Source organism: Paenirhodobacter sp. CAU 1674 (assembly GCF_029222945.1).
Classification (GTDB): Bacteria; Pseudomonadota; Alphaproteobacteria; order Rhodobacterales; family Rhodobacteraceae; genus Rhodobacter.
The window spans coordinates 47,240-59,061 of sequence record NZ_JARHUH010000005.1 but is presented as its reverse complement, the minus strand read 5'-3'; the positions used below and the strand labels follow the sequence as shown (position 1 = coordinate 59,061).

Below are 11,822 nucleotides of genomic sequence, written 5' to 3'. Positions count from 1 at the left end.
TCAGTGCGCGCCGCCGCAGACCGCGCAATCGGGCCGTCTGCGCACCGCGATTTGCCGGCTTTCGCCCCAGAGCGCGTCATAAATCATCAACCGGCCACGGGCCGAGGCCCCGGCGCCGGTGATTTCCTTGATTGCCTCGGCCGCCATCATGGCGCCGATCACCCCGGGCAGCGCGCCGACGACGCCCGCCTCGGCGCAGCTGGGCGCCAGCCCCGCAGCGGGGGCCTGCGGAAACACGCAGGCATAGCACGGCGCGCCGCGCGCCGGATCGTAAAGCGACAGCTGCCCTTCCCATTGCGCAATCGCCCCCGACAAAAGCGGCTTGCCCGCCGCGACGCAGCCCGCGTTCAACAGATAGCGCGTGTCGAAATTGTCGGTGCCATCCAGCACCAGATCATAATCTGCCACCAGCGCCGCCGCATCCTCGGCCTGCAGGCGGCGGTTATAGGGATGCACCGTGATGAACGGGTTGAGCGCCAGCATCGCCGCCTGCGCCGAAAACACCTTGGGCATGCCGATATCGGCATCGCGGTGGATCACCTGCCGCTGCAGATTGGAATTGGACACCACATCGTCATCGACAACGCCGATCGTGCCGACCCCGGCCGCCGCCAGATACAGCAGCACCGGAGAGCCCAGCCCCCCTGCCCCCACCACCAGAACGCGGGCGGCTTTCAGCTTCTTCTGCCCCGGTCCGCCGATTTCGCGCAGCATGATGTGGCGGGCGTAACGGTCCAGTTCAGCCTCGGAAAAGCTGCCGGGTTTCGACGTGGCCTGCACGGGCTCGACCGCCCGCGCGCGCAGCCGCGCCAGCAGCGCGCGATAGGCCAGCACCAGAACCGCCACAGCCCCAAGCCCCAGCCACCCCGGCAGGCTGCCGCCAATGGCGTCCTTCACCGGGTGCGGCGCGGCAAAGAACAGCAGATGCACCCCCGTGAACCCGAGCCACAGGATGCCCAGCATCACCGCGATCAGCCGCGCGGGCACCTTCATCAGCAGACCAAGGCCCACCACCCCCGCCATCAGCACCAGCCCAAGCATGGCCTACCCCTTGCCGGTCGACCCGAAGCCGCCCGCACCGCGCGCGGTGTCGCTCAACCCCTCGACGATCTGATAGCGGGCCTGAATGACCGGCGCGATCACCGCCTGGGCGATCCGCTCGCCATGCTGGATGGTATAGGGTTCGTGCCCGAAATTGATCAGCAGAACCCCCAGCGGCCCGCGATAATCGCTGTCGATGGTGCCGGGCGTGTTGGGCAGGCCGATACCATGCTTGAGCGCCAGCCCCGAACGCGGCCGGATCTGCATCTCGAACCCCTCGGGGATTTCCACGCGCAGCCCGGTGGGCAGGATCGCGCGCTGCATCGGATACAGGGTAAATCCCTGCAGGCGATCCTCGGGGCGCAGATTGGCGCGCAGATCGGCCCCGGCCGCGCCATGGGTTTCATAGGCAGGCAGCGCAATGGCCGGATCGGCCCAATCTTCGCGCAGCACCTTCAGAACCGGACTGTTCATCGTTTCGATCCTTTCAAACGGCCCGCCCGGGCCACTCTGCGGACGCTCCGCGGGGGATATTTTTGCCAGAAAGAAAGCAGCTTTCTCTTTGGTCGAAATATCCCCGCCGGAGGCTGCGCCCTGTCACACAGTACCCAAAGCGGCGGCGATACGCGACGCGAGCTTGCGGGCGACCGCATCCTTGCCCATCCGCGGCCAGGCCTCTGCCCCGGCCGCATCAATCACCGTCACTGCATTTTCGCTGCCGCCCATGATGCCGGTGGCGGGGCTGACATCATTGGCCACGATCCAGTCGCAACCCTTGCGCGCGCGTTTGGCGGTGGCGTGGGCCTCGACCTCGTGGGTTTCGGCGGCGAACCCCACCACGAGGCCGGGCCGCCCGGCTTTCATCTGGCTGACGGTGGCCAGAATGTCGGGGTTTTCGGCAAATTCCAGCGCGGGCAGGCTGCCGGTGCCGTCCTTCTTCATCTTCTTGTCGGCGGCATTGGCGACCCGCCAGTCGGCCACGGCCGCGGCGAATACCGCGGCATCTGCGGGCAAGGCCGCCTGCACGGCCGCCAGCATCTGCCGGGCGGTTTCGACCCGGATCACCCGCACACCCGCGGGCGGCGGCACCGTGGCCGGGCCGGTGATGAAGCTGACATCGGCCCCCAGATCGCGCAGCGCGGCTGCCAGCGCCGTGCCCTGCGCCCCCGACGAGCGGTTGGCGATATACCGCACCGGGTCGATCGGCTCGTGCGTCGGGCCAGAGGTCACCAGAACATGCCGCCCCTTGAGGGGGCCGTCGCTCAGCGCCGCCTCGATCGCCGCTAGAATTTCAGAGGGTTCCGACATCCGCCCCGGGCCGAACTCGCCGCAGGCCATTTCGCCCTCGGCGGGGCCGACAAAACGGATACCGTCGGCGGCCAGCTGCGCGCGGTTGCGTTGCGTGGCCGCGTGCTGCCACATCCGAACATTCATCGCGGGCGCGATCAGCACCGGCGTGTCGGTCGCGAGCAGCAGGGTCGAGGCCAGATCATTGGCAAGCCCCGCCGCCATCTTCGCCATCAGATCGGCCGTCGCAGGGGCGACCACCACCAGATCGGCGGCGCGGGATAGCTGGATATGGCCCATCTCGGCCTCGGTCGTCAGATCGAACAGATCCTGATGCACCGCGTGCCCCGCCAATGCGGAAATGCTCAGCGGCGTGACGAATTCGGCCCCCGCGCGGGTCAGCACCGGCACCACCGCGGCGCCCTGCGCGCGCAAGCTGCGGATCAGTTCGGGCGTCTTGATCGCCGCAATCCCGCCGCCGATAATCAAAAGGATCGTCTTGCCCGCCAGCATTGTCTGCCCTCCCCGGTTTCCCAAAGGTTTAGGGGCCGGGGGCGTGGCACGCAAGCGCCCTGCCCGCCTTGGCAGCTAGCGAAATGCCGCGCAGGGGTCGTCCCGCGGGGTGGGTGGCGTCACGATCCACCAATCGAAGGGCTGATCTGCGGGCAGGGCCTCGTCCGGCGCGGCCTCCAACTGGCCCAGGCTCGCGACCCGCACGCCGGGATTGGCCGCACGGATCATCGCAGGCACGGCCAGGTCATTGCGTGCGTGTCCGGTGCCGGTAATCACCGCCACCCGCCCTGCCGAGGTCTTGAGCGCCCGCAACGCGGCACGCGCGAAAGCCGCGTCCCGCAGTCGCTGCGCGGCCACCATGCCGCCCAGCATCTCGGGCGGCAGCGCCCCGCAGTGATCGGCCTGCGACTGCGCCTCCAGTTCGGCCTGCAATTCGGCGGGATAGGGCTGATCCAGCCCGTAACGCGAGGCATCCGGGCCGAAGACGCGCGCCAGATCCTCGGTCATCGCGCGGCGCACCTCTTCGCGCGGCAGGGCGGCGCCGACGATCAGCGCATCGGGGGCCGCCGCAAAGATCGGCGCGTAAAGCGCAAAATCGGGCCAGCCCGCCTCTGTCCAGCCAAGCGCCTGCCCCAGGGCCACCGGGTCCGTGCGCAAGGCCGGGGTCACCCGCGCCGCCTGATCGGGGGTCAGCATTTCAAACACCAGCGCCCGCGGGGCAAAGGCCGCGACCGCCGCCGCCTGCGTCAGGTGATGGGTGGCGTTGTCATGCACCTCGCCCAGCACCAAAATCTCGACATCGGCCTGTGCAATGCGTGCAGGCAGATCGGCGGCGGTGATTTCCTCGGCGCTGACCGGACAGGTCAGCGCCGCAGAGGTCAACAGGGCGGCAAGCATCTTCATGCGAAGTAGCTTTGGACCTCGGGGCCATGGGTTTCAAGGGTCTTGCGCAGCTTGCCGAAGGCCTGGGCCTCCAACTGACGAATGCGTTCCTTCGACAGGCCCAGTTCTTCACCCAGGCTTTCAAGGGTGCGCGGCGCCTCGATCAGGCGGCGCTGCGTGACAATATACCGCTCCCGATCCGACAGCTGGCCCATTGCCTCGACCAGCCAGCCGCGCATCAGCGCGCCATCATGCGCCTCGGCCACCTGCTCTTCGGGGCCCGCGCTGTCATCTTCCAGCGCCTCGACCCATTCGCGGCCCTCATCCTCGGTCGATTGGGTGGCGTTGAGCGAAAAATCCGATCCCGCCAGACGCCCCTGCATCATCTCGACATCCGCCAGCGGCACACCGATCACCTCGGCCAGACGCTGACGCATCTGCGCGCCATCCAGGGTCTGCCCTTCGGCATCGGCCTCGCGCTCGATCTGCGCCTGAACCCGCTTCATGTTGAAGAACAGCGACTTCTGCGATGAGGTCGAACCGGTGCGCACCATCGACCAGTTGCGCATCACGAATTCCTGGATCGAGGCCTTGATCCACCACACCGCATAGGTCGAGAACCGCACGCCGCGGTCCGGGTCGAACTTGTCGGCGGCTTTCATCAGGCCAAGACTGGCTTCCTGGATCAGGTCGTTCATCGGCGCGCCATAGCGGCGGAACTTGGCGGCCATCGAAATCGCCAGCCGCATATAGGCCGTCACAAGCCGATGCATCGCGGCCTCGTCGCGCCGGTCGCGCCAGGCGCGGGCCAGCTCGGCCTCGGTTTCCGCATCCAGATATTCCGCGCGCATCGCCTGCCGCGGCAGCGTGTCGTCGTTCATACCATCGAGTGCCATGGCAGTCTCCCGGGTCTCCCACCCAACTGTTGGCGTGCTCTGCCGTGCAACTATGAAACAGTTTTGTCAGGTTGTCCCGGGCGATGTTAGCGATCTCACGAAATTGTTCACTCCAAGATACACCATTGGCAAGCCGTGCAGCGATGCTAGCTTTGTCCTCCGGGAATCGAACACAGAGCGAGGGCGCGATGGGCTATCATCTTGCGATCGGGGATCGCAGTTACTCCAGTTGGTCTTTGCGCGGCTGGTTGCTGTTTGCACATGCCGGGCTGCCGGTGAAGGTGGCTCTCGGACGGCTTTACTCCGATGATTTCGCACGGCTTCTGGCCGATTTCGCCCCGGCGCGCCTGGTGCCCGCGCTGCGCCTGCCCGATGGCACGCTGGTCGGCGAAACGCTGGCGATTGCCGAAACCCTGGCCGAACGGCACCCCGAAGCCGGGCTCTGGCCTGCCGATCCGGCCGCGCGCGCAACGGCACGCTGGCTGGCGTCGGAAATGCATGCGGGCTTTGACGCGCTGCGCAGCCATTGCCCGATGAACCTGCGCGTCAGCTATTCCGATTGCGAACCGCCTGCGCCGGTGCTGCAGGATCTGGCGCGAATCGAACAGCTTTGGGCGATGGCGCGGGAAAAATTCGGCGCGGGCGGGCCGTGGCTGTTCGGGCGGTGGAGCATTGCGGATGCCTTCTTCGCCCCGGTGGCGGCACGGATCGCGGGGTATAACCTGCCGGTCGGCCCCGAAGCTGCGGCCTATGTAGCCACGCAGCTAGCGGACCCGCATTTCCGCCGCTGGCGCGCGATGGGCGCGGCCGATGGCCCCGATCAGCCCTTCTACAAACGCGACTGGCCGACCCGCCCCTGGCCCGGCCCGGCCCCGCGGGCCGCGCGCGTGGCCGCTGGTCCGTCGGTCAACACGGCCTGCCCCTACTCGGGCGAGCCGGTCACCGATTTTCTGGAAATGGACGGGCGCGTCTGGGGCTTTTGCAACGCCTTTTGCCGCGACAAGACGCTGGCCGATCCCGAAGCCTGGCCGAAATTCATGGAGATGGTCGCCGCCACGCCCGCCTGAACAGGCCGCGTTAACGATTCTTAAACGCCTGCCCGCTAGCCGTTAACCATAGCGGTGGGGCGGCGATGGTGGCAAAAACCTACACAGTGGCTTTCGAAGGGGTCGAGGCGCGCCTGGTCGAGGTTCAATGCGCCCTGGCGCAGGGCATGCCGTCGTTCTCCATCGTGGGGCTGCCCGACAAGGCGGTCAGCGAAGCGCGCGAGCGCGTCCGCGCAGCACTTGGCGCGCTGGCCATCGCGCTGCCGATGAAGAAAATCACCGTCAACCTGTCGCCTGCCGACCTGCCGAAGGAAGGGTCGCACTTCGACCTGCCGATCGCGCTGGCACTGCTGGCAGCGATCGGAATTCTGCCGCCCGAAGAGATCGAATCGCTGGTGGCGATTGGCGAACTGGCACTGGATGGACGGCTGACCCCGGTCGCGGGCGCCCTGCCCGCCGCAATGGCCGCCGCCGAAGACAACCGCGCGCTGATCTGTCCGCGCGGCTGCGGCGCCGAGGCGGCCTGGGTCGGCGCGACCCCGGTCTTCGCCCCCGCCACGCTGAACGAGGCGCTGCGCCACATCACCGCGCAGGCGCCCCTGCCACAGGCCACCCCGGGTGAGGTCGCCTCGGCCCCGCAGGCCCGCGACCTGCGCGACGTGAAGGGCCAGGAACGGGCCAAGCGCGCCCTGGAAATCGCCGCGGCCGGGCGTCACCATCTGATGATGGTCGGCGCGCCCGGATCAGGCAAATCCATGCTGGCCGCCCGCCTGCCCGGCATCCTGCCGCCGCTGTCACCCGTCGAGGCGTTGGAAACCTCGATGATCCATTCGCTCTCGGGGTTGCTGTCCGAGGGCGGCATTTCCCGAACCCGCCCGTTTCGCGAACCCCATCACACCGCCTCGATGGCGGCGATGATCGGCGGCGGACGCAGTGCCCGCCCGGGCGAGGTGAGCCTGGCGCATAACGGTGTGCTGTTCATGGACGAGTTCCCGGAATTTCCCCGCGCCGTGCTGGAAACCCTGCGCCAACCGATCGAAACAGGCGAGGTGGTGGTGGCGCGCGCCAATGCCCATGTGCGCTATCCCTGCCGGTTTTTGCTGATCGCGGCGGCCAATCCCTGCCGCTGCGGCTATCTGGGCGATCCGGCGCGGGCCTGCGCCAAGGTGCCCAATTGCGGCAGCGATTATCTGGGTCGGATCTCGGGGCCGCTGATGGACCGTTTCGATCTGCGCATCGAGGTGCCACCCGTGGCCTATGCCGATCTTGACCTGCCCAGCCGTGGCGACAGTTCCGCCACGGTCGCAGCCCGGGTGGCCGAGGCCCGCGCCCGGCAAAGCGCGCGTTTCGCCAATCACCCCGCCGTGCGCGTCAATGCCGAGGCAGAGGGCGCGCTGCTCGAAGAGATCGCCAGCCCAGATGCCGAAGGCCGCGCCCTTCTGGCCCGCGTGGCCGAGCGCATCGGGCTGACCGCGCGCGGCTATCACCGGGTGTTGCGCACCGCGCGCACGATTGCCGATCTGGACGGGTCGGACAGGGTGCGCAGCCCGCATCTGGCCGAAGCCGTCAGCTATCGCCTGACGCTGACGACAGCCTGAGCATTGCCCGCATCGCCCGCGCCGCATCTTGCAGCGCGGCGCGCGCCTCGGGGACATAGCCGTCGAACATGTGCCAGACATGAGGCGCCCCGACCCAGGTCTGAACGGTGACCCGCGCCCCGAATGTGCGCAACCGATCCGCCATCCTCAGCCCGTCGTCGCGCAGGATTTCACTGTCGGACAGCTGGATCAGCACCGGCGGACAGTCGGGAAACCGGGCAAACAGCGGCGAGGCCCCGGGATCATCCGCCGCGGCGCCCTGCAGATACATCTGCGCGGTTTCCGGCAGACGGGCAGCGACCAGCATCGAATCGCTGTTGCGGTTTTCCCAAATCGACGCGCCCGCCCCGGTCAGATCGGTCCAGGGGCTGAAGGCCACCAGACCGGCAGGCGGCATCGCCCGCGCACAAAGCCGCGCAAGCAACGCCAGCGCCAGCCCGCCCCCCGCACTGTCACCGATCAGCACGATATTTTCGGGCGCATAGCCTCGCGCCAACAGCGCGCTCCACGCAGCCTCTGCGTCCTGCAAGGCGGCGGGGAAGGGATGCTCGGGCGCAAGCCGATAGTCTGGCGCCACGATCTCGACCCGCGCCAGACCGGCCAAGCGGCCCAGCAACGGCAGATAGGCCCGCGGCGACCCTGCAATATAGGCCCCGCCATGCAGATAAAGCCCGACAGTGCCGGGCCGTTCGACCTGCCCCGCGCGCACCGACAACGCAGCCAGCCCCGCGCCCAGATCCAATTGCAGGGCACACAGGAACGGTGGGCGGCGCAGAACCCCGCCCCCGACCCGCTCGACATCCCGGCGGATGACATCCAGCGCGCGCAACCTGGTCAGGCGTGGCTTGGCGAACCAGCGCAACGCCAGGTTCAGCCCGCGCAGCCGCAGGCTCATCGTGCCGCCCGTTTGGCCTCGATCACCTGCCAGATCTTTTCGGCGATGTTCACCCCGTCGAAACGCTCCAGCTCCTGAATGCCGGTGGGCGAGGTGACGTTGATCTCGGTCAGCCAGTCCCCGATCACGTCGATCCCGACGAAAATCTGGCCCTTCTCGCGCAGGACAGGGCCGATGGCGGCGCAAATCTCGCGATCGCGCGCCGTCAGGCCAACCTTTTCAGGCCGTCCGCCGACATGCATGTTAGAGCGCGTCTCGCCCGCCGCAGGGACCCGGTTGATCGCCCCCACCGGCTCACCATTCACAAGGATGATCCGCTTGTCGCCCTTGACCACGGCCGGCACATATTTCTGTGCGATCAGCGGCTCGCGGTTGATGCCGGTAAACAGTTCGTGCAGCGACGAAAGGTTGCGGTCGTTCGGGTCGAGCCGGAACACCCCCGCCCCGCCATTACCGTAAAGCGGCTTCAGGATGATGTCGCCATGCGCCTCCTTGAAGGCGCGGATCGTCGGCAGATCGCGCGCGATCAGCGTGGGCGGCGTCAGGTCGGGGAAGTTCAACACCAGCAATTTCTCGGGCGAGTTGCGCACCCAGAACGGATCGTTGACCACCAAAGTCGCCGGATGGATACGATCCAGAATATGCGTCGTGGTGATATAGCCCATGTCGAAAGGCGGGTCCTGACGCAGCCAGACCACATCGTAATCGGCCAGATCGACTTCCGCCTCGGCACCCAGCGTGAAATGATTGCCGCGCTCTCGCCGCACCGTCAAAGGCCAACCGCGTGCCAAAACGTGACCTTCGCGATAGATCAGCTTATCGGGCGTGTAGTAGAAAAGCGTATGCCCCCGCGCCTGCGCCTCCTCGGCAAGGCGGAAGGTGCTGTCGGCGTCGATATTCACCGCACCGATCGGGTCCATCTGGATCGCAACTTTCAAGGCCATTGAGCGCCCCCTTTCGTTGCCCTCTTGATGCCCCGCCCAGCCCCGCGATGCAATCTGGACCTTTGCGCATCCCGCACAGCCCCCCTGCACAGGCGCACAAACCTGACCAGGGGCCTCTGACTGCCGCGATCAGTCGCCGTGATAGGCGTTCTCGACAATTTCGATGCGCCCGGCCGCATCGACCAGCGCAAGGTCGAAACGCACATCCAGATTGGCGAATTCAGGATCAGACGCCATGAATTCCTCGACGGAAATGCAGATCCGCCGCATCTGACGTTGTGAGAGCCGTTCGGCAGCCCAGGCATGGGTTTTGGCACGCTTCACTTCGATAAAAACGACCTGATCCCCTTCACGGGCGATCAGATCAATCTCGCCACCATACCGCCCGCGCCAGCGATGCGCCGCGATACGGCGACCGGACCGTTGGTAATGGGCCGCGACCTGATCTTCGGCCGCCAACCCCGCATAATAGGAAACCGCACCGCTCATTTGTCTTTCTCCAGCGCCAGAGCCGCCTGATAGACCTCACGCCGGGGCAGACCCAGCGCTTCGGCCACCTCGGCCGCCGCATCCTTCACACTCATCCGCCCCAAACGATCGCGCAACGCCGCATCCACATCTTCGGGGCCGAATTGCCGCCCCCGCGCCCGGTCGACGAGCACGACAATTTCGCCCTTCACCGACTGGCCGGAAAATTCAGCGGCCAGATCGCGCAATGTTCCGCGACGCACCTCTTCGAAGCGTTTGGTCAATTCACGGCAGACAACCGCCAGCCGCTCCTCTCCGAACTCTGTCACGCAATCTGCTAACATTTCGCTAACGCGCTTGGGGGATTCATAAAATATCAGGGTCGCGGGCACCTGTGCGACCTCGCGCAGCCATTTGCGGCGGGCGCTGGCCGTATTGGGCGGGAAGCCAGCAAACAGAAACCTGTCCGAAGGCAGCCCCGAGACCGTCAGTGCGGCCAGCACCGCAGATGGGCCCGGCGCCGCAAAGACGGGATGTCCCACCGCAATCGCCGCGCGCCCCAACTGGTAGCCCGGATCCGCAACCAGCGGCGTGCCCGCCTCGGAGGCATAGGCCACCGATTTGCCTTCGGCGAGGGCGCGCAGCAGCTTGGGCCGCGCGACCTCGCCATTGTGATCGTGATAGGCGATCAGCGGCCGGTGCCCCAGCGCCACGCCGTGGATCTCCATAAGGTGCCGCAGGGTGCGCGTATCTTCCGCGGCGATCACATCCGCCGCCCCCAGAATATCAAGCGCCCGCAAGGTGATATCGCGCGCCGCCCCGATCGGGGTTGCCAGAAAATAGAGCCCCGCCTCCAGCGGTTTTCCCACCCGCCGTCCGCCGGGATTCGGCGCAGTTCCGCCCAACGCTTCGCCTTGTTCCATCCTGATACCTTTCCCGCATCCAGCAAAGTTTACTTCGCACCGGGAAACGCCTAGGGTTCGCCCGTCTTTACACCCCTGCTCCCAGAACAGAGGACGCTGTTATGTTTGCCACTTTACGCTCCCCCCGCAACCCGTTGCTTCGAATCGGCGTGCTGCTGTCGGCCTTTTGGCTGGCCGCCTGCGAGCCGATGGCAACGGTGGGCGGCAATACCGGCCAGCGGATCGACACCTCTGCCCCGGTGCCGGTGGCGCTGCTCGTGCCGGGCGGGTCGGCCAATTCCGGCGATGAAATGCTGGCGAAATCCCTGCGGCAGGCGGCAGAACTGGCGATTTCGGATCTGCAGGGGGTCAAGGTCGATCTGCGCGTCTACAACACCGGCGGCACCCCTGCGCAGGCGGCCCAGGTCGCATCCAAGGCGGTCGACGACGGCGCCAAGGTGATTCTGGGGCCGGTGTTCGCCGAGGCCGCGAATGCCGCGGGCCTTGCCGTTGCCAGCCGCAATGTGAACGTTCTGTCGTTCTCGAACAACACCGACATCGCAGGCGGTAACGTCTTTGTGCTGGGACCGACCTTCCCCAATACCGCCAACCGGCTGGTCAGCTATGCCGCGCGGCAGGGCAAGCGGCGGATCATGGTCGTGCATGAGCAGACCACTGCGGGCGAAATCGGCGCGCGGGCGATCGAATCCGCGGTTGCACGCAGCGGCGCGGTGGTGGCCGGCAAGGCCGCCTATCCATTCTCGCAGCAGGGGGTGGCCAGCGCCGTTCCCGCGATTGCCAGCCGCGTGAAGGCGGGCGATATCGACGCGCTGTTCATGACAGCCGACACGGCGGGCGCACTGCCGCTGCTGGCGCAACTGTTGCCCGAACAGGGCGTGTCCCCGGATATGGCCAAGTTCATCGGCCTGACCCGCTGGGATATTCCGCCCGCCACCCTGTCGCTGCCGGGGGTGCAGGGCGGCTGGTTCGCGATGCCCGATCCGGTCATGAACCAACAGTTCCAGAGCCGCTATCAAGCCGCCTATGGCGAGATGCCGCATCCGATCGCCGGGCTGGCCTATGACGGGATCGCCGCGATCGGCGCGCTGGTCAAATCGGGCAACCCCAATGCGCTGACCCGTGCGGGCCTGACGCAGGGCTCGGGTTTTGTCGGCGTCAACGGCATCTTCCGGCTGCGCCCCGATGGCAGCAACGAGCGCGGCCTGGCCGTGGCCGAGGTCCGCAACGGGCAGGCCGTGGTCATCGACCCTGCGCCCAGATCCTTTGGTGGCGCCGGGTTCTGACCCGGCGCGCCCCCACCCAGCAGACCCAAACGGGACATGGCGAGCA

General features: G+C 67.0%; 12 protein-coding genes. 3 read left to right on the top strand and 9 right to left on the bottom strand.

Translation table 11 applies throughout. The annotated features are described in order from the left end of the window. From moeB to P2G62_RS08445, 5 genes are all read right to left on the bottom strand, one after another. Positions 1–1,041 (bottom strand): molybdopterin-synthase adenylyltransferase MoeB, encoded by a 1,041-nt coding sequence (gene moeB, locus P2G62_RS08465; protein ID WP_275734452.1) that lies wholly within the window; start codon positions 1,039–1,041, stop codon positions 1–3. Positions 1,042–1,044: 3 nt separating this feature from the next. Further along, complete coding sequence (gene dut, locus P2G62_RS08460; RefSeq protein ID WP_275734451.1) at positions 1,045–1,515, bottom strand: dUTP diphosphatase; 471 nt, start codon at positions 1,513–1,515, stop codon at positions 1,045–1,047. 123 nt (positions 1,516–1,638) lie between these two features. Next, entirely contained in the window at positions 1,639–2,841 is a 1,203-nt protein-coding gene (gene coaBC, locus P2G62_RS08455) for a bifunctional phosphopantothenoylcysteine decarboxylase/phosphopantothenate--cysteine ligase CoaBC (RefSeq protein WP_275734450.1), read from the bottom strand. Positions 2,842–2,916: 75 nt separating this feature from the next. Then, positions 2,917–3,744 carry a ChaN family lipoprotein gene (locus P2G62_RS08450; RefSeq protein WP_345799265.1) on the bottom strand — a complete coding sequence of 276 codons (828 nt, stop codon included), beginning with the start codon at positions 3,742–3,744 and terminating at the stop codon, positions 2,917–2,919. Continuing rightward, a complete protein-coding gene (locus P2G62_RS08445) occupies positions 3,741–4,619 on the bottom strand; it encodes an RNA polymerase factor sigma-32 (protein WP_275734449.1) in 879 nt (292 codons plus the stop codon). The genes P2G62_RS08450 and P2G62_RS08445 overlap by 4 nt, the downstream gene beginning before the upstream one ends. A gap of 188 nt (positions 4,620–4,807) precedes the next feature. On the opposite strand from P2G62_RS08445, the gene P2G62_RS08440 reads away from it, so the two are divergent. Further along, entirely contained in the window at positions 4,808–5,686 is an 879-nt protein-coding gene (locus tag P2G62_RS08440) for a glutathione S-transferase (RefSeq protein WP_275734448.1), read from the top strand. A 65-nt stretch (positions 5,687–5,751) separates the two neighbouring features. Beyond that, positions 5,752–7,263, top strand: a complete 1,512-nt coding sequence (locus P2G62_RS08435) for a YifB family Mg chelatase-like AAA ATPase (protein WP_275734447.1) — start codon at positions 5,752–5,754, stop codon at positions 7,261–7,263. Here P2G62_RS08435 and P2G62_RS08430 read toward each other — a convergent pair. The 4 genes from P2G62_RS08430 to rsmI all read right to left on the bottom strand — a co-directional run bounded on the left by P2G62_RS08430 (position 7,232) and on the right by rsmI (position 10,493). Further along, positions 7,232–8,158 carry an alpha/beta hydrolase gene (locus tag P2G62_RS08430; RefSeq protein WP_275734446.1) on the bottom strand — a complete coding sequence of 309 codons (927 nt, stop codon included), beginning with the start codon at positions 8,156–8,158 and terminating at the stop codon, positions 7,232–7,234. The genes P2G62_RS08435 and P2G62_RS08430 overlap by 32 nt on opposite strands. Next, positions 8,155–9,102 (bottom strand): glutathione synthase, encoded by a 948-nt coding sequence (gene gshB, locus P2G62_RS08425; RefSeq protein WP_275734445.1) that lies wholly within the window; start codon positions 9,100–9,102, stop codon positions 8,155–8,157. The genes P2G62_RS08430 and gshB overlap by 4 nt, the downstream gene beginning before the upstream one ends. A 129-nt stretch (positions 9,103–9,231) precedes the next feature. Next, positions 9,232–9,591, bottom strand: coding sequence for a YraN family protein (locus tag P2G62_RS08420; protein ID WP_275734444.1), 360 nt, complete (start codon positions 9,589–9,591; stop codon positions 9,232–9,234). Beyond that, entirely contained in the window at positions 9,588–10,493 is a 906-nt protein-coding gene (rsmI, locus tag P2G62_RS08415) for a 16S rRNA (cytidine(1402)-2'-O)-methyltransferase (RefSeq protein ID WP_275734443.1), read from the bottom strand. The genes P2G62_RS08420 and rsmI overlap by 4 nt, the downstream gene beginning before the upstream one ends. Before the next feature lie 101 nt (positions 10,494–10,594). Between rsmI and P2G62_RS08410 the strand changes: the two genes are divergently transcribed. Beyond that, positions 10,595–11,776, top strand: coding sequence for a penicillin-binding protein activator (locus P2G62_RS08410; RefSeq protein WP_275734442.1), 1,182 nt, complete (start codon positions 10,595–10,597; stop codon positions 11,774–11,776). Positions 11,777–11,822: the final 46 nt, after the last annotated feature.

Excerpts from the sequence above, each read along its gene's own strand:
- rsmI (WP_275734443.1), bottom strand. The coding sequence starts at position 10,493 with ATGGAACAAGGCGAAGCGTTGGGCGGAACTGCGCCGAATCCCGGCGGA.
- coaBC (WP_275734450.1), bottom strand. The coding sequence starts at position 2,841 with ATGCTGGCGGGCAAGACGATCCTTTTGATTATCGGCGGCGGGATTGCG.
- P2G62_RS08440 (WP_275734448.1), top strand. The coding sequence starts at position 4,808 with ATGGGCTATCATCTTGCGATCGGGGATCGCAGTTACTCCAGTTGGTCT.
- moeB (WP_275734452.1), bottom strand. The coding sequence starts at position 1,041 with ATGCTTGGGCTGGTGCTGATGGCGGGGGTGGTGGGCCTTGGTCTGCTG.
- P2G62_RS08450 (WP_345799265.1), bottom strand. The coding sequence starts at position 3,744 with ATGAAGATGCTTGCCGCCCTGTTGACCTCTGCGGCGCTGACCTGTCCG.
- P2G62_RS08410 (WP_275734442.1), top strand. The coding sequence starts at position 10,595 with ATGTTTGCCACTTTACGCTCCCCCCGCAACCCGTTGCTTCGAATCGGC.
- P2G62_RS08420 (WP_275734444.1), bottom strand. The coding sequence starts at position 9,591 with ATGAGCGGTGCGGTTTCCTATTATGCGGGGTTGGCGGCCGAAGATCAG.
- gshB (WP_275734445.1), bottom strand. The coding sequence starts at position 9,102 with ATGGCCTTGAAAGTTGCGATCCAGATGGACCCGATCGGTGCGGTGAAT.
- P2G62_RS08435 (WP_275734447.1), top strand. The coding sequence starts at position 5,752 with ATGGTGGCAAAAACCTACACAGTGGCTTTCGAAGGGGTCGAGGCGCGC.
- P2G62_RS08430 (WP_275734446.1), bottom strand. The coding sequence starts at position 8,158 with ATGAGCCTGCGGCTGCGCGGGCTGAACCTGGCGTTGCGCTGGTTCGCC.
- dut (WP_275734451.1), bottom strand. The coding sequence starts at position 1,515 with ATGAACAGTCCGGTTCTGAAGGTGCTGCGCGAAGATTGGGCCGATCCG.
- P2G62_RS08445 (WP_275734449.1), bottom strand. The coding sequence starts at position 4,619 with ATGGCACTCGATGGTATGAACGACGACACGCTGCCGCGGCAGGCGATG.